19 protein-coding genes are annotated in these 15,991 nt (G+C 74.0%); 13 read left to right on the forward strand and 6 right to left on the reverse strand.

Annotated elements, in window-relative coordinates:
* Nucleotides 1–9 precede the first annotated feature (9 nt).
* From ABZ809_RS25470 to ABZ809_RS25500, 7 genes are all read left to right on the forward strand, one after another.
* Complete coding sequence (locus ABZ809_RS25470) at nt 10–600, forward strand: sulfite oxidase-like oxidoreductase (RefSeq protein WP_357565175.1); 591 nt, start codon at nt 10–12, stop codon at nt 598–600.
* Complete coding sequence (locus ABZ809_RS25475) at nt 597–1,331, forward strand: ferredoxin reductase (protein ID WP_357565116.1); 735 nt, start codon at nt 597–599, stop codon at nt 1,329–1,331. Before ABZ809_RS25470 ends, ABZ809_RS25475 begins: the two co-directional genes overlap by 4 nt.
* A gap of 20 nt (nt 1,332–1,351) precedes the next feature.
* On the forward strand, nt 1,352–1,645 hold the full coding sequence (locus ABZ809_RS25480) for a DUF6510 family protein (protein WP_357565117.1): 294 nt from the start codon (nt 1,352–1,354) through the stop codon (nt 1,643–1,645).
* 52 nt (nt 1,646–1,697) lie between these two features.
* A complete protein-coding gene (locus tag ABZ809_RS25485; protein WP_357565118.1) occupies nt 1,698–2,072 on the forward strand; it encodes a nuclear transport factor 2 family protein in 375 nt (124 codons plus the stop codon).
* Between the two features lie 48 nt (nt 2,073–2,120).
* Nucleotides 2,121–2,654, forward strand: coding sequence for a GNAT family protein (locus ABZ809_RS25490; protein ID WP_357565119.1), 534 nt, complete (start codon nt 2,121–2,123; stop codon nt 2,652–2,654).
* An 85-nt stretch (nt 2,655–2,739) separates the two neighbouring features.
* Nucleotides 2,740–4,890: a glycogen debranching N-terminal domain-containing protein gene (locus tag ABZ809_RS25495; RefSeq protein ID WP_357565120.1), complete on the forward strand. Its 2,151-nt coding sequence runs from the start codon at nt 2,740–2,742 to the stop codon at nt 4,888–4,890.
* 52 nt (nt 4,891–4,942) lie between these two features.
* Nucleotides 4,943–6,244, forward strand: coding sequence for an NAD(P)/FAD-dependent oxidoreductase (locus ABZ809_RS25500; RefSeq protein WP_357565121.1), 1,302 nt, complete (start codon nt 4,943–4,945; stop codon nt 6,242–6,244).
* Nucleotides 6,245–6,303: 59 nt separating this feature from the next.
* Here the strand turns inward: ABZ809_RS25500 and ABZ809_RS25505 are convergent, their stop codons facing one another.
* Together ABZ809_RS25505 and ABZ809_RS25510 are read right to left on the reverse strand one after the other, a co-directional pair.
* Entirely contained in the window at nt 6,304–7,095 is a 792-nt protein-coding gene (locus tag ABZ809_RS25505; protein ID WP_357565122.1) for a fused MFS/spermidine synthase, read from the reverse strand.
* Between the two features lie 63 nt (nt 7,096–7,158).
* On the reverse strand, nt 7,159–8,136 hold the full coding sequence (locus tag ABZ809_RS25510; protein WP_357565123.1) for a DUF2267 domain-containing protein: 978 nt from the start codon (nt 8,134–8,136) through the stop codon (nt 7,159–7,161).
* 212 nt (nt 8,137–8,348) lie between these two features.
* Between ABZ809_RS25510 and ABZ809_RS25515 the strand changes: the two genes are divergently transcribed.
* The gene (locus ABZ809_RS25515; protein WP_357565176.1) at nt 8,349–8,663 is read left to right on the forward strand and encodes a hypothetical protein; all 315 of its coding nucleotides are present in this window, start codon (nt 8,349–8,351) and stop codon (nt 8,661–8,663) included.
* Nucleotides 8,664–8,749: 86 nt separating this feature from the next.
* On the opposite strand, the gene ABZ809_RS25520 is transcribed toward ABZ809_RS25515, so the two are convergent.
* Entirely contained in the window at nt 8,750–9,091 is a 342-nt protein-coding gene (locus tag ABZ809_RS25520; RefSeq protein WP_357565124.1) for an STAS domain-containing protein, read from the reverse strand.
* A 56-nt stretch (nt 9,092–9,147) separates the two neighbouring features.
* Nucleotides 9,148–9,504, reverse strand: a complete 357-nt coding sequence (locus tag ABZ809_RS25525) for an STAS domain-containing protein (protein WP_357565177.1) — start codon at nt 9,502–9,504, stop codon at nt 9,148–9,150.
* Nucleotides 9,505–9,742: 238 nt separating this feature from the next.
* Here ABZ809_RS25525 and ABZ809_RS25530 point away from each other — a divergent pair, with 238 nt between their 5' ends.
* The 5 genes from ABZ809_RS25530 (at nt 9,743) to ABZ809_RS25550 (ending at nt 14,200) form a co-directional block, all read left to right on the forward strand.
* Nucleotides 9,743–11,500, forward strand: a complete 1,758-nt coding sequence (locus ABZ809_RS25530; RefSeq protein ID WP_357565125.1) for a PP2C family protein-serine/threonine phosphatase — start codon at nt 9,743–9,745, stop codon at nt 11,498–11,500.
* Nucleotides 11,497–12,546: a cobalamin-dependent protein gene (locus ABZ809_RS25535; RefSeq protein WP_357565126.1), complete on the forward strand. Its 1,050-nt coding sequence runs from the start codon at nt 11,497–11,499 to the stop codon at nt 12,544–12,546. Before ABZ809_RS25530 ends, ABZ809_RS25535 begins: the two co-directional genes overlap by 4 nt.
* An 84-nt stretch (nt 12,547–12,630) precedes the next feature.
* Nucleotides 12,631–12,978: an STAS domain-containing protein gene (locus ABZ809_RS25540; RefSeq protein ID WP_357565127.1), complete on the forward strand. Its 348-nt coding sequence runs from the start codon at nt 12,631–12,633 to the stop codon at nt 12,976–12,978.
* A 69-nt stretch (nt 12,979–13,047) separates the two neighbouring features.
* Complete coding sequence (locus ABZ809_RS25545) at nt 13,048–13,494, forward strand: response regulator (RefSeq protein ID WP_357565128.1); 447 nt, start codon at nt 13,048–13,050, stop codon at nt 13,492–13,494.
* A 172-nt stretch (nt 13,495–13,666) separates the two neighbouring features.
* Complete coding sequence (locus tag ABZ809_RS25550) at nt 13,667–14,200, forward strand: ATPase (protein WP_357565129.1); 534 nt, start codon at nt 13,667–13,669, stop codon at nt 14,198–14,200.
* Nucleotides 14,201–14,255: 55 nt separating this feature from the next.
* Here the strand turns inward: ABZ809_RS25550 and ABZ809_RS25555 are convergent, their stop codons facing one another.
* Nucleotides 14,256–15,104 (reverse strand): hypothetical protein, encoded by an 849-nt coding sequence (locus ABZ809_RS25555; protein ID WP_357565130.1) that lies wholly within the window; start codon nt 15,102–15,104, stop codon nt 14,256–14,258.
* Nucleotides 15,105–15,498: 394 nt separating this feature from the next.
* Nucleotides 15,499–15,927 carry an OsmC family protein gene (locus ABZ809_RS25560; protein ID WP_357565131.1) on the reverse strand — a complete coding sequence of 143 codons (429 nt, stop codon included), beginning with the start codon at nt 15,925–15,927 and terminating at the stop codon, nt 15,499–15,501.
* Between the last annotated feature and the right edge of the window lie 64 nt (nt 15,928–15,991).

The following is a 15,991-nucleotide window of genomic DNA, read 5'->3' on the forward strand; positions in this document are numbered from 1 at the left end:
GTGGGAATCGTGTCACCGGGCTTCCAGGGCCGGCCCCGCTCCGCGGAGCCGGCCCTGCCGCCGGGGCAGTACCTGACGGAGGACTTCCCGGTGCTCTCCGCCGGCCCGACACCCAGGGTGCCGCTGGAGACCTGGGAGTTCGTCGTCTCCACCGAGTCCGGCGCCGAGTTCCGGTGGAACTGGGACGAGCTGATGGCGCTGCCCCAGGAGACCCCGACGGTCGACATCCACTGCGTCACCCGCTGGTCGAAGCGGAACACCGACTGGCAGGGGGTCTCCCTGGACACGCTGCTGGCCGGGATCGACACCGACGCCCACTACGCGCAGGCCCACTCGTACGGCGGCTACACCACCAACCTGCCGCTGGCCGACCTGCGCGGCGGCCGGGCCTGGGTCGCCCACCGGTACGACGGCGGCCCGCTGCCGGCCGAGCACGGCGGCCCGGCCCGGCTGCTCGTGCCGCACCTGTACTTCTGGAAGTCCGCCAAATGGGTGCGGGGCATCCGGCTCACCGTGGCGGACCAGCCCGGATTCTGGGAGACCGCCGGCTACCACGACTACGGCGACCCGTGGCGTGAGCAGCGGTACCAGGGCGATTGACCGCCCCGCTGCGCTGGCACGTGGCCCGGCTGCGCGAGCGCCGGGTGGAGACGCCGACCGCGCACACCCTGGTGCTGGAGGTGCCCGGCTGGCCGGGGCACCTGCCCGGGCAGCACGTCGACGTGCGGCTCACCGCCCCCGACGGCTACCAGGCGGCGCGGTCGTACTCGCTGGCGGCCCCGGTCGACGGGGACCGGATCGCGGTGACCGTGCAGCGGGTGCCCGACGGCGAGGTGTCGCCGTACCTGGTCGACGTCTACGCCGAGGGCGACCCGGTCGAGGTGCGCGGACCGGTCGGCGGCTGGTTCGTCTGGCGGCCGGAGCAGACCCCGCCGGTGCTGCTGGTCGCCGGTGGGTCGGGCGTCGTACCGCTGATGGCGATGGTCCGCGCCCGCCGCGCCGCCGGCAGCCGGGTCCCGTTCCGGCTGCTCTACTCGGTGCGCACCCCGGCCGACGTGTTCTACGCCGACGAGCTGCGTCGCCGGGCCCGCGACGACATGGGCCTGGACGTGACGTACGTCTACACCCGCGAGGCGCCGCAGGACTGGCGGGGCGAGCCGCACCGGATCGGGCTGGCCGACGTGAACAGCCACGGCTGGCCGCCGGAGCTGGAGCCGCTCTGCTACGTCTGCGGGCCGACGGGTTTCGTGGAGACCGTGGCGGACCTGCTCGTCGGGCTGGGCCACCAGAGCCGGCGGGTGAAGACCGAACGGTTCGGCCCCACCGGCTGAACGTCGAGGAGGAGCGGACTATGACCGACCCGTCGTACCTGGACGGCAACATGCTCGACGGCCCGCTGCGGGAGCTGTTCGCCGTCGACCTGAGCACCGCCACCGGGCGGTGCGCGCACTGCGGCGCGCTCGGCCCGGTGGCCGGGCTGCGGGTCTACTCGCACGCGCCCGGCCTGGTCGGCCGCTGCCCGAACTGCGCCGAGGTGATGTTGCGGCTGGTCCGGTCGCCCGGCGACGCGTGGCTGGACCTGCGTGGGGCCACGTTCCTGCGGGTACCGATGCCGCTGGAGCAGCCGCATCCGGGGCCGCTGTGACGGCGGCCGTCCGGCCCCGGCACCGCCGGCCGGGCAGCACGGGGGTGGCGCGGTGAGCGAGGACCTGCGGGCGCGGTCGGCGCGGGAGGTGTTCGACGACCACCTGCGCCTCGCCGCCGAGCACCGGTTCGCGGCGGACCTCGCGCGCAACGTGTCGCCGTCGTGCGTGGTCCTGGAACGGCGGGGCGTGTTCCGTGGGCACGCGGGGGTCACCGAGCTGGCCCGCTGGCTGGAGGACGAGCTTCCCGGTGCCCGGTACGTGTACACGAACCGGCTGGTCGAGGGTCGGGTGGCGTTCCTGGAGTGGACGGCGCGGATCGAGGGCGCGCGGGTGCGCGACGGGGCGGACTCGTTCGTGATCGAGCAGGGCTGGATCGTCGCCCAGACGATCCACTACACCGTCGAGCGGGCCGCCGGCGGGGCGTGACCGCAACCCGCTGGACAGCGGCGGCGCGGCCGGCGACAGTGGTTCGCCGTGAGGTATCTGCGTACGGCCGGTCCGGCCGCCATCCGCCGGCCCCGGCCGGCCGACGAGGCCGAGTTCGTGGCGGCGGTCCGGCGCAGCCGCGACCTGCACCATCCCTGGCTGGACGCCCCCGCCGACCCGGCGCGGTACGCCGCGTACCTGCGCCGGATCCGCCGCCGCGACCACGCCGGCTACCTGGTCTGCGACCGGGACTCCGGGGCGATCGCCGGCTACGTGAACATCAACGGGATCCTCATGGGCGCGCTGCGCGGCGGCTACCTGGGCTACGCCGCCTTCCTGCCGTACAGCGGCACCGGGCACGCCTCCGCCGGCATCGGCCTGGTGGTCCGGCACGCCTTCGACACGCTCGGCCTGCACCGGCTCGAGGCGAACATCCAGCCGGGCAACGAGGCGTCCCGCCGGGTGGCCCGGAAGCTGGGGTTCCGGCTGGAGGGCTACTCGCCCGACTACCTGTTCATCGACGGGGCGTGGCGCGACCACGAACGGTGGGCGATCACGGCACCGGCCCCCGCCGGGGCGTGAGCGGCCCGCTCGACGTCGATGCGGCTGGCCAAGTTCACCCGAAGCGGGTGATGTCGGACGGTCCGGCCCTTCCTACGGTGGGGGCATGGCTGTCGTGCGTCCGACTCCCGCCGACCCCACGCCCGGCCTGGCGGCCGCCGCCGAGAGCGGCGACCAACGGGCCATCCCGCCCGAGCTGGGCCCGGACTCCCTGGCCGTGCTCAGCGGCCCGACCTTCATGTACTCCGACTCCCGGGGTGACGTGCCGCCGGGCGGCATCGGCGGCCTGGTGCACCTGGACACCCGGCTGCTCAGCGGCTGGGTGCTCACCCTCAACGGCGAGCGGCTGCTGGTGCTGCGGGCCGAGACCATCGACCACTACTCGGCCCAGTTCGTGGTGACCAACCCGGACCAGCCCGGCCTGCCGCCGGACACCCTGGGCATCCGGCGCATGCGGTACGTCGGCGACGGCTTCCACGAGCGGCTGGAGATGGTGTCGTTCAAGCCCGAGCCGATCCACTTCGAGCTGCGGCTGGCCGTCGGGGCCGACTTCGCCGACCTGTTCGAGGTCAAGTCCGGGGTCCGGGACCGGTCCGCCGAGATCACCCGCAACCACGCCCCGGACGGCTCGGAGCTGTGCTTCACCTACACCCGGGGGGACTTCTCGGCCGAGACCCGGGTCTGCTGCTCCCGGCCGGCCGACCGCGTCGAGGGCGACGACCTCGTCTGGGACATCACCCTGCACCGCCGGGAGGAGTGGCTGGTCGACCTGCACGTGCCGCTGCCGCCGGGCATGGGGGTGGTGGAGCCGGTCCGGGGCGACATCGCCGACGTGTTCCACCGTCGGGCCGACGACCCCGTGCGCCGCTGGTCCCTGGGGCGGGCCATGCTGCGCAGCGACAACCCGGTGCTGGGGCGGGCGCTCCAACAGTCCCGGGACGACCTGACGGCGCTGCGCCTCGACCTGGAGGTGAAGGGGCAGCGGATCATGCTGCCGGGCGCCGGCCTGCCCTGGTTCCTGTCCGTGTTCGGCCGGGACACCCTGATCACCGCGTACCAGACGCTGGTCGCCGGCCCGACGCTGGCCAAGGGTGCGCTCATCGCGCTGGCCCGGTTGCAGGGCGAGAAGTGCGACGACTTCACCGACGAGGAGCCCGGAAAGATCCTGCACGAGGTGCGCAGCGGCGAGCTGACCCGGACCGGACAGAAGCCGTACGGCCCGTACTACGGCACCGCCGACGCCACCCAGCTCTGGCTGATCCTGCTGTCTGAGTACTGGCGGTGGACCGGCGACGACGAGACCGTGCGGTTCCTGCGCGACAACGCCCTCGCCGCGCTGCACTGGATCGACCGGTACGGCGACCGGGACGGCGACGGCTACGTGGAGTACGCGACGCGCTCCCCGGAAGGGCTGGGCAACCAGTGCTGGCGCGACTCCCCGGACGGGGTCTGCTTCGCCGACGGCCGCATCCCGGTGCTGCCGATCGCCACCAGCGACCTGCAGGGCTACACCTACGACGCGAAGCTGCGGCTGGCCGAGTTGGCCGACGGCCCGCTCGCCGAGCCCGACCTGGCCCGTCGGCTGCGCGCCGAGGCCACCGCGCTGTACGACCGCTTCAACCGCGACTTCTGGCTCGACGAGCGGGGCGGCTTCTACGCGGTCGGGCTGGACGGCGACAAGAACCCGATCGACTCGAAGACCTCGAACATGGGGCACCTGCTGTGGAGCGGGATCGTGCCGCCGGAGCGGGCCGGCACGGTCGTGCGGCAGCTGATGGCCGAGGACATGTTCTCCGGCTGGGGGATCCGCACCCTCTCCTGGGACGACCGGCTCTACAACGCCCTCGGCTACCACCTGGGCACGGTCTGGCCGCACGACAACTCGCTGGCGGCGCTCGGCATGGCCCGCTACGGCTACCGGGCCGAGGCGAACCGGATCAGCCTGGCCCTGCTCGACGCCGCCGAGCAGTTCGACTACCGCCTGCCGGAGGCGATGAGCGGCTATCCCCGGGAGCGGCTGCTCTTCGCCGTGCCGTACCCGACCGCGTGCAGCCCGCAGGCCTGGGCGGCCGGCACGCCGCTGGCCCTCATCCGGGCGATGCTGAACCTGAACCCGGTGGACGGCCGGCTGGCCATCGACCCCGACCTTCCGCACGAGATCGGGCGGATCGTCGCCGAGCGGGTGCGTGCGTTCGGGCAGTGCTGGGAGGTGGAGGCAATCGGGCAGACCGGGCACGTCCGGCTGGCCGAGTGTTGAGGCCGCCGGCCGTGCCACGTTTGTCCCGTGCCGGGGTGGGAACGGGGCCGCAATGACGAAACCTCGTGTGGTGATCGTGGGGGCCGGGTTCGCCGGTTACCACGCGGCGAAGACGTTGAGCCGGCTGGCCCGGGGCCGGGCCGAGATCGTGGTGCTGAACTCGACCGACTACTTCCTCTACCTGCCGCTGCTGCCCGAGGTGGCCGCCGGAGTGGTCGAGCCCCGCCGGATCTCCGTGCCGCTGACCGGCACACTGCCCGGCGTGCGGGTGGTGATCGGCGAGGCCGACCACGTCGACCTGCAGAACCGCTGGGTCGGCTTCACCCAGGCGGAGGGGGACCGCAACCGGCTCGCGTACGACCGGCTGGTGCTGGCGGTCGGCAGCGTCAACAAGCTGTTGCCGATCCCCGGCGTGACCGAGTACGCCCACGGCTTCCGTGGCCTGCCCGAGGCCCTCTACCTGCACGACCACGTGGTCCGGCAGATCGAGCTGGCGGAGCAGGCCGAGGATCCGGCCGAGCAGCAGGCCCGCGCCACCTTCGTCGTCGTCGGCGCCGGCTACACCGGCACCGAGGTGGCCGCACACGGGCAGCTCTTCACCGACGAGCTGGCCGCCCAGCGCCCCCGACTCAAGATCCGCCCGAAGTGGATGCTGCTGGACGTCGCGCCCCGGGTCCTGCCCGAGCTGGACAAACGGATGTCGGACACCGCCGACCGGGTGCTGCGCCGCCGGGGCGTGGACGTGCGGATGGGCACCTCGGTGGCCGTCGCCACCGCCGACGGCGTCAAGCTCACCGACGGCGAGTACGTGCCCACCTGCTCCCTGGTCTGGTGCGTCGGCGTGCGCCCCGACCCGTTCGTCGCCGAGCTGGGGCTGCGCACCGAGAAGGGGCGTCTGGTCGTCGACGAGTACCTCAGCGTCCCCGGCTTCCCCGAGGTGTACGCCTGCGGCGACGCCGCCGCCGTGCCCGACCTCACCCGCCCCGGGCAGATCTGCACGATGACCGCCCAGCACGCGCAGCGGCAGGGCAAGCTGGCCGCGCACAACATCGCCGCCTCCTACGGGCAGGGGCGACGCCGGCCGTACAAGCACCACGACCTGGGCTGGGTGGTCGACCTGGGCGGCATGGACGCGGCGGCGAACCCGCTGAAGGTGTCGTTGTCCGGGCTGCCCGCCAAGGCGGTCACCCGTGGCTACCACCTGCTGGCGATGCCGGGCAACCGGGCCCGGGTGAGCGCCGACTGGGTGCTCGACGCCGCGCTGCCCCGCCCGGCGGTGCAGTTCGGCCTGGTCCCGGCCAACGCCGTGCCGCTGGAAAGCTCCTCGCCCGAGGTCGCCGTCCGGGCCCGCTAGGTGTAAGGAAGGGCACCTTCCTAACGCATTCTGTAGAGGAAGGTGCCCTTCCTGACACGTCAGCGTGCGGGGAGGGTGGCGTCCGTGGCGGGCCGGGCCCCGGCGACGAACGCGTCCAGGGCCGCGGCGTGCAGCACGCCGCCCGGCACCGGGTCACGCGCGGCCCGGGCGGCCAGCCGGGCCACCGGTAGCCGCCCGGGGCGCGGCGCCGCGGCGAGCACCACGTTGCCGTACCGCCGCCCGCGCAGCATCCGGCGGTCCGCCACCAGGCACACGTCGGCGAAGACGGCCCGCAGGGTGGCCACCTGGACCCGGGCGAAGACCAGTGGCGGCAGGTCGGTCACGTTGACCAGGTAGACGCCGTCGGGGCGCAGCGTCCGGGCCACCTCGGTGACGAACTCGACGCCGCGTACGTGGGCCGGCATCCGCGCCGCCCGGTAGATGTCGGCGAGCACCAGGTCGTAACCGGCCGGCGGTGCGTGGGTCAGCGCGTCCCGGGCGTCGGCCACCCGGATCTCGACCTCGGCGGGCAGCGCCGGCAGGTCCCGCGCCACGACATCGACCACGGCCGGGTCGCGCTCCACGACCAGTTGCGCCGACCCGGGTCGGGTCGCGGCCAGGTAGCGCGGCAGGGTCAGCGCGCCGCCGCCGAGGTGCAACACGTCCAGCGGGCGGCCGGGCGGAGCCGCGAGGTCGGCCACCGCGGCCATCCGCCGTACGTACTCGAAGTGCAGGTGTCGGGGGTCGGCCACGTCCACGTAGGACTGCTCGACACCGGCGGCGAGGAGGGTACGCCCGGTCGGCCGGGCCGGGTCGACGACCAGCTCCAACCGGTGCGCGTCGGGATCCACCCCGGCAGGCTAGCCGAGCCGGAGCCGGGCCGGCGGGGGGTGCCCGCCGGCCCGCGAGCCGGGTCAGCCGGTGGCTATCCCGGCACCCGCCTCGTCGATCGCGTCGTCGACCGCGTGGGCGAGGTCGACGTCCATGGCCGTGACCGCGTCCGCCTGCCGGGACCGTACGGTCACCACGGCGGTGGTCGGGCCCGAGCGGCCGATGCGTGGACCGCGGCCGGTGTCCTGCCGCAGCTGGTCGATCCGGTTCAGCACCCGGTCCAGGTTGTCCGACGGCAGTTCGACCGTGCGGTACAGCACGTTCCCGTCGCCGGACCAGTACGGCAACCCGCGCAGCGCCGCCCGCAGGTCCGCGTCGTCCAGCGGTGGCGTGGCGCTGATCGCGCCGACCAGCCCGCCACCGGCCGGCGGGGGCTCCAGCAGGTCCCGCAGGCCGTCCGGCACGTGCAGGGACTCGATGAGGTCGCCGTCGTGGTCGGCGAGTGCCGCGACGGTGGCCTCCGCCTGGTAGCGGGCCTGCTCCGGCGTCCGGCCGCTGATCCGGCCCACCTCGGCCAGGAAGCCGGGCAGGTCGTGGCGCCGCCTGATGCCGTCCACCGGGAGGACGTCGTGCAGGCTCGACGGCACCGCCGACAGCAGCCGCCGGCGTTCGGCCTCGCCCAGGGCCCAGGCCAGGACCAGTACCGTCGACTCGACGCCCACCTTGGCGCTCCGGAAGTCGGTCCCGGTGCGGCGGACGACGTCGTCGACCAGCGCGTGGTAGCCGATCGGGGTCACCCCGGGCGCGCCCGAATCCCGGTCCGGGAGGGGACGGGGGGCCTCCGGGATACCCGCCGGTGGCGGCGCGGGCCCACCCCGCGTGCTGTCCGGCTTGCGGGCGCCGGCCGGCGGCGGACCGGCACGCTTGCCCCGGTCCAGGTGGGTGAGCTGCTTCGAGGCGCTGAGACTGGCTCCGGTCTCGCTGGCCTGCATGCCGCGTTCGCGGGCCTGGCGGGCCAGCGCGCGGCGGCGCTGGTTGTCGCCCTCCATCTGCTTGCGCATGGTGACACCTCGCTTCCGCTGGTGTTCCTCGCTTCCGCCGGTCGCCTTCCCGCCGTGACCGGCGCCGAAACGGACGCCTGCGGCCCCTCCGGCGACGTCACGGCGTACGCCGCAGGAGCTTCATCCGCCGGGGGTGAGGGGCGATCACCCGGCGGGGCCCGACGATCGCAGTGGACCGGAGAACTTCCGAGAACACGGAAGGACAGGTCGTGATGAAGCGGATCGTCGAGATCGTTCCCGCCCGACCCGGCTGGTACGCCCGCTGGCGCCTCTCGCCCGAGGCCACCCGGTGCTATCCGGTGAGCCTGTGGGCGCTGCTGGAGGAAACCGACGGCTCGGGTCGCGAGGTGGTCGGGGTGGACTGCATCGGGCAGTGGCCCGGAGCGGACGACAACGAGGCGGGTGGGGTGTTCGTCCGCTATCTCTTCCAGACGCCCGATTCCGGGCCACCCGAGGACGCCGAGCCGCCGGTGACGCGGCAGCCGCGGACCACCGGCCCCCGGCTGCAACCGCTCACCGCACCCTGATCCTCACTCCGGCCCCCGGCCCCTGGTCCCAGGGTCGGGGGCCACCCCCCACCTGTACCCGCGGGTTGTCGGCAGCCCGCGCCGGCTCAACCCGCCCGGCGGACGTCGCCGTCGGTGGCACGTTCCACCGTCAGCAGCTCGGCCAACCCGGTGCGGTCGAGCAACTGCCGCAGCTGGGGGCCGACCCCGGAGAGCCGGATCGCCGTGCCGGTGTGCCGGGCGGTGAGGAGCGCGCTGAGCCCGGAAGAGTCGCACAGGCTGACCCCGCTCAGCTCGAACAGGAGCTCGCGGTAGCCGTCCTGGCGCAGCTCGGCGGCGGCGGCGACGAGCTCCGGTGCGGTGTCGAAGTCCAGCTCACCGGCGAGCCGGAGCCGCGCACGCCCGGCCTCGAGCCTGGTCACCTCGATGGTCAGGAGCTGGGCGGCCATGCTTCCATGTTCCCAGCCGTGGGTCCGGGCGCAACCCCCGGGGCCGGCGGATCGCGTCAGGCCGGGCGGGTGGGTCGTCCGGTGGCGTCCTCGGCGGGCGTCAGACCGTCGCCGAGTGGCCGGGCGAGCAGGTCCGCGACACCGGTCATGTCGAGGATCGTCTCCAGGAACCGGGGCACGGCGCGCAGCTGGAGGGCAGTGCCGCCGTGCTGCCCCTCGCGCCACGCGTGCACGATGACGCCGAGCCCGGTGCTGTCGATGAAGATCAGGTCCGCGAAGTCGAGGACGAGGGCCGGCGGTGCGTCCGCCAGCACCCGGTCGATCCCGGTGCGCAACGGCCCGGCGGTGGTGTAGGCGAGATCGCCCCCCACCAGGATGAGCGGTGCGCCCGGATCCGACCGGTCGACAGTCATGCTCAACGGATTAGCCTCGGGTTGGCGCCGGTGGGACAGCACGATCACGCCTTTCCGCAGCACAGGGTCGAGGGGATCGTAACAACGCCCGGCGGGTCCCGCCGGATACGCGATCGCGGTCCCACCACGGCGCCGGGTGGCGCTCCCGGCGTACGGGCGTAGGGTGGGTGTCGGAGATATGACCACATGCGCCGCCCCAGGGGCGCCGCGGGTGCCGAGAAGGAGTGGGGCTTAGCTGGTGACTGCTGCCGACGTCCGGGACTGGGATCCCGGCGACGGGCGGATCCCCACGCCGAGTGCCGCACAAGCCACGGCGTGGTCCGCCGACGTTCCGGTACGTCCGACGCCCACGGTTTCCCGGCTCGCCGCCGACCGTGCGCCCGCTCCGCCCGACTGGTCCGAGGTCGTCGAGCACCTGCGCGAGGGCCTCGTCGTCTGCGACGCGCAGGGCGTCGTGCGGCACGTCAGCGCGATGGCGCGGCGGCTGCTGCCGGAGGCCACCCCCGGCGAGCTGCTCGTGGCGGCCGGGATCCCGGGACTGTCGGGCAGCGGCGAGTTCACGCACCACGGCCGGCGGTTGCGCGTACGCCGGGCGTCCCTGTCGGCCGCCCGCCGCTGCTGGTACGTCGAGGACGTCACCGAGAGCGTCACCCGCGCCGATGCCCTGCTCGCCGAGCGGGCCCGCTCGGCGTTCCTGGCCGTGGTCGGCGAGAAGCTCGGCAATCCGCTGCACCCGGACCGCGCCGCCGCGGCCGTGGTCCGGCTCGCCGTGCCCACGCTGGCCGAGGTGGCGGTGCTGGTGCTGGCACCCCGGTCCGGGCGGGCCCGCTGGTGGCGGGCCGACCGTGCCGACGACGACGCCCCGGTGGTGGACAGCGGGGTGCTGCCCGCCCCCGACCTGCCCTCGGCGATCGCCGAGGGCCTGGACGGAGCGGAGCCACACACCGTCGACTGGCTGGTGGAGCAGGCCGTGGCGGTCGGCTGGTTGCCCGGTTCGGCCGTGGCGGAGAGCTGCGCCAGGGTGGTGCCACTGCCCGGCCGGGACGCCCCGGTCGGCGTGCTGCTGGTCGCGCGGAGCGTGACCAACTGGTACGACGAGGCGGACCTGGAGCTGGTCCGCGCCTTCGCGGCCCGGGCGGGTGCGGCGCTGACCACGGCCTTGCTCTACCGCGACCAGGCCGAGGTCGCCGACACCCTTCAGGCGAGCCTGGTGCCGGTGGAGCCGGCCGAGGCGGCCGGGGTGCAGTGGGGTACCGCGTACCGGCCGGCCCAGGCGGGTCTGCGCATCGGTGGGGACTTCTACGGATCGCACCGGCTGGCCGACGGCGGCTCCGTCTTCTTTCTCGGCGACGTCTCCGGCAAGGGCGTCGAGGCGGCGATCTTCACCGGTCAGCTGCGTCAGTGCCTCCAGGCGCTGCACCGGGTGGAGTCGCAGCCCGGGCGGCTGCTGAAGTTGCTCAACGACGCGCTGCTGGAGACCAGCCAGGCGCAGGGCCAGGGGCGCTTCGCCACCATGGTGCTGGGGGTGGTGCGGCCGCTGCGCGAGGGCGGCCTGACCCTGACCCTGGCCGGCGGCGGCCACCTTCCGCCGCTGGTGCTGCGCGGCTCCGGCGAGGTCGAGCCGGTCCCGCTGTCCGGCATGCTGGTCGGCGTCGTCCCCGACCCCCGGATCGGCGAGGTGACCGTCCGGCTGGAGCCGGGCGAGACCTGCCTGCTCTACAGCGACGGGGTGACCGAGGCGCGGGGCGGCCGCCGGGGCGACGAGCAGTTCGGCACGGAGCGGCTGGTCCATGCGCTCACCGGCTGCCACCGGATGCCCGCCCCCGCCCTGGCCGAACGTGTCGAGCAGGTGACCTGCGACTGGCTGGCCCACGGCGACCACGACGACATCGCCGTCCTCGCGCTGCGCGCGACCGGCCCGGGTGGGCGTGCGCCCCGGCACCTGCACGCGGTGCCCGACGCGACCGCCACCACCGACGCGAGGGAGCACCCGTGACCGCCGCCCCGACCATCCAGGCCATCCCGGCCGGCGCCTGGCCCGGATACCTCGACTGCCTCGACGAGGCGGACGAGTACGCCGCCGTCGAGGTGGCCACCGGCCTGCTCGATGTCGGGGTGCCCGCCGAGCGCGTCCTGCTCGACCTGGTCGCCCCGGCACAGGCCGAGGTGGGGGAGCGGTGGGCCCGCAACGAGTGGAGCGTCGCCCAGGAGCACGCCGCGACGCACATCAGCGAACGGGTGGTGGCGGCCGTCGCCGCGTACGCCAACCCGCGCCCGACACGGGGCCGGATCGTCGTGGCCTGCATGGACGGCGAGTGGCACGCCCTGCCGCCCCGGTTGGTCGCCGAGGTGCTGCGGCTACGGGGCTGGCAGGTGACGTTCCTCGGCGCGAGCGTTCCGGCGGCCCACCTGGTGTCGTACCTGCACCGGCACGACGCGCACGCGGTCGCGCTGGCCTGCGCGCTGCCGATGCGGCTGCCGTACGCGCACCGCATGGTCGAGGCGTGTCGCCGCGTGGACGTGCCCGTGGTGGTGGGGGGCCGCGGCTTCGGCGCGGACGGGCGCTGGGCCCGGCGGCTCGGCGTCGCGTGGGCGCCCGACGCCCCGACCGCGGCCGACCTGGTCGCCGACGAGCGCGCGTTGCGCCGCGTGCCACCGGCGGACCTGGCCCACCTGGCCGACGACGAGTACGCAGGTCTGGTCAGGCGGCGCGGCGAGCTGATCGACGAGGCACTGGCCGACCTGCGCGAACGCCACCCGTCGGCCCGCGACTACACCCCCAACCAACTGGACTCGACCGTCAGCGACCTCGGGCACATCGTGGACTTCCTGGCCGCCGCGCTCTATGTCGACGACGGCACGCTGTTCACCGAGTTCGTCGACTGGCTGGTCGAGATCCTCACCAGCCGTGGTGTGCCGGCTCCCGTGCTGGGGTCGACTCTGGAACACTATGGGCGGGTCCTGCGGGACTTCCCCCGGGCCGCGCGGTTCCTCGTCGCGGCCGGTTCGTCCGTGACCGCGGGCGGCCCCGGAGTGCGCTGAACGCCGGTGCGGCCCTGCCCGACATTCCTGCTTATAATTGCCCTGCTGCAAGCAATCGCCTGTGGTGGAGCGAAGGGGATCCGGGTGGCGTTCACCGTCTCGTACGTCGAACGCGAGGGCGAAGGGACGTGCCTGCGGCTGGCCGGCGAGCTCGACCTGAGCACCGCGCCCGAGCTCAACGCGGTCATCGACCGGCTGGTCAACGGCGGCGAGCGCCGGCTGCTGGTAGACCTGACCGCGCTCACGTTCTGCGACTCCACCGGGATCGCCGCCTTCGTCCGCGGTGACAACCTGGTCGCCCCCGACGGCGGCTGGCTGCGGGTGACCGGCGCCAGCGGTCGGGTCGACCGGGTGCTCCAGGTGACCGGGCTGGCCGACGTGTTGCGCTACGAGCCCGACCGGGCTGACCCGACGGCGCGCACCGCCGGCTGATGGGCTAGATTGCCCCGCCAGCGCGGAACGCCTCGCGTTCTCCGTTCCACCGACACGAAGCAGGTAGTGATGGGTGCAGACAGCGCGAGTCCCGTTCGTATTCTGGTGGTGGACGACGACCCGGGTGACGTGCTCATGATCGAGGAGGCCCTCGCGGACTCCGACGTCGACAAGGTCATCGACGTCGTCAACGACGGCCAGGAGGCGATGGAGTTCCTGCGCCGCGAGGGGCGCCACGTCGACGCCCGGCGCCCCGACGTGATCCTGCTCGACCTGAACATGCCCCGGATGGACGGGCGGCAGGTGCTCGGCGAGGTCAAGGGTGACGAGGACCTGCGCACCATCCCGATCGTCGTGCTGACCACCTCCAACGCCGACACGGACATCCTGGGCAGCTACACGCTCCAGGCAAACGCGTACGTCACCAAGCCGATCGACCTGGACGACTTCAACGACGTGGTGCAGCGGATCGACGAGTTCTTCGGCCGGGTGGTCGTGCTTCCCAAGCGGTCCTGAGCCGCCGCGGGCGCATTGTCCACGCCCGGGCGCCCGTCGACACCCCACGACGCGCGCGGGCGCCGGAGGCGTCCGCATGCTGAACATTTTTCCCGAACCCCGGCGGCTGCCACCCTCGGCGCAGAGGATCCAGGGTGGGGAAGGAAACACCAGCTGCCTGGGGGGCGACAGTATGAGGTTCTCCGTCGTTACGACCGGATACGACCAGCGGCAGGTCGACTCCTGCCTGGACCAGATCGGTGTCCGGTTGGCCCGGATCGCCGCCCGGGCCGAGGGCGCCGCCAGGGCCGGTCGCGAGTGGGACCTGATCCGCGAGGAGGCGACGGCGCTCCGCGGCGTGCTGCAACGGCTCGACTCCGGTGGCCCGGGCCAGATCGGGCGCGGAGCCGGTGACGCCGAGCGGGCGGCGGCCGACCTGTTGGCCCAGGCGCGGTTCGAGCTCGACGCGGCCCGGGAGGAGGCCCGGCAGGTGCGCGAGCGGGTCTATGCCGAGGCGGTGCAGGCCCGGCGGGACTTCGAGGAGGCGTTGCACGCCCGGCGGCGGCGCGAGGCCCGGGTGGACCACTTCCTCGATGGCCTGACCGTCGAGCCGGTCCCGGCCGACACCCCGACCGCCGCGGCCGGCGTGCCGGGCACCCGGATCGCCGCCCGGGGTGGCGCGGACGCGTCCAGCGAGCCGCCGGGCGGTCGCGCGGGGATCCGCTGACCCGGCCAACCCTGCGAGCCCCGGCGTCGGCCGCCGGGCCGCCTCCGGGCACCGGTCAGGTCAGCGCGGCGACGACCGTCGTGGCCAGGGTCTCGTGCTGGGCGTACGCGTCGGGGAAGGCCGAGATCTGCACGGCCTGGGCCGCGCCGGCCACGCTCATCTCCTGCCAACCGGGAACCTCGCGCAGCGCCTCGTAGAACGCCCGCGCGGCGTACGCCGGGCGCATCAGGTCGCGCACGGTGCCCCATCCGCTGCTCGGGCGCTGCTGGAACAGGCCGACCGAGTCGTGGTCGGAGCCGCTGCCCTGGTGCGGGTACTGGCTGGACTCCGGGAGCACGTCGCTGGCGAGGTTGTAGAGCCTGCTCTCCTGCATCGCGGTCGCCACGGCGACCACCAGGGCGCGGCGCGGCATCTTCAGTTCGCGGCCCACGTCCGCGATGATCTTGGCGTTGTCCATCTGGGCCTGGGTGAGCCCGGCGACCGGGCGCGGGCGGGGTGGCTTGGTCGGCTTGGGTTTCGGTTTGCGGGTGGCCGACGGGGTCGGCTTCGGCGTGGGGCTGGGGCTGGCCGTGGGGGTGGGGGACGGGGAGGCGGCCCGGTCCAGGGACCGCGAGGCGCGGTCGTCGTCAACGGCCCGGTCGGCCAGTGCCTCGGCCACCGGTTCCCGCGGGGGGTCGGCGTCGTCGCGCGTGCCGACGAACGCGGCCGCGCCGAGGCAGCAGGTCACGCCGGTGGCCAGCGCCACCCGGAGGGGGGTGGAGGCGAACAGGGCCCGGCCACCGCGCCGCTGCCGGTCCCCGGCGCGGTGGCGCCCGGTCGTCCGTTCGGTGGAGGCGGGGTCGTCTGGGCAGGCAGCCGGTCGATCCTGGGTCGGCTTCTGGTCGATGGGGTCGTCGGGATGCACCCGCCGAGGCTAGAAAGCCGAGCGCGCCTTGCCATCGGCCCGGTTGGTGGCATGCGTCACAATTTGCGGCGATCTTCGGGTCGATCAGGTCTGAAGACCCACCAATGCCGCGATCTCGGCTTGTCTATTCTTTCGCATATATCCCGTTAAGCGGGTGTTTATCGGGCGGAGAGTCGATCTCGGGGCGGGCTGCCCGCGTAACGGGGCGACCTCCACCGAACGGTGGAGGCCCCCCGACCCGACGGTCGACCCCCGGGTCGGCCCCAAGACGCGGACACGCCCGCACGCCACACGACCCCTCCGCGATCGCGATCTTGCACTTTCGGCCCCTGCCTTGGGGGCGATGTGGCTTTTGTCAGGGCACAGAGTGCAAGATCGCGCGGCCCTGGAGGCGTCAGTGTCGGCCGTTCTCCGCCGGGGTCACGGTGAGCCGGTGCCGGCTGCCGTCGCCGCTGGTGAACGGCCACAGCCGGTCCGCGTGCTCCACCAGCTCGGCCAGTTGCTGCCGGGTGAGCCCCGCCGACGAGATGGAGGCGTGCACGTCGGCCCGGTACCGGCCGTCGTCGTCGCGCCCGAGCTTCGCCTCCGCCCGGACCTGCACGGTGTGCGCCTCGTCGGTGATCTCGCCCGCCGCCTCGACCGCCGCGTGGTGCAGGCAGGAGGCGAAGGCGGCGGCGAGCAGTTGTTCCGGGGTCAGTCCCGAGCAGTGTGGTGCCAACGGGGACGCCAGGGCGGTGGACAGGCCCCCGTCGTCGGTGCGTACGTGGCCGCCCTCGGCGGTCGCGGTGGCCGTCTCGTTCAGCCATGAGCTCGATTCCGGCATCGCGTTCCTCCCGTCGCTCACCCGCCCGGCTACCCGACCCCAGGAAGGTGAAACCGCAGCTGCC

Origin of the sequence: Micromonospora sp. NPDC047074 (assembly GCF_040643815.1) — a bacterium.
Lineage (GTDB): Bacteria > Actinomycetota > Actinomycetes > Mycobacteriales > Micromonosporaceae > Micromonospora.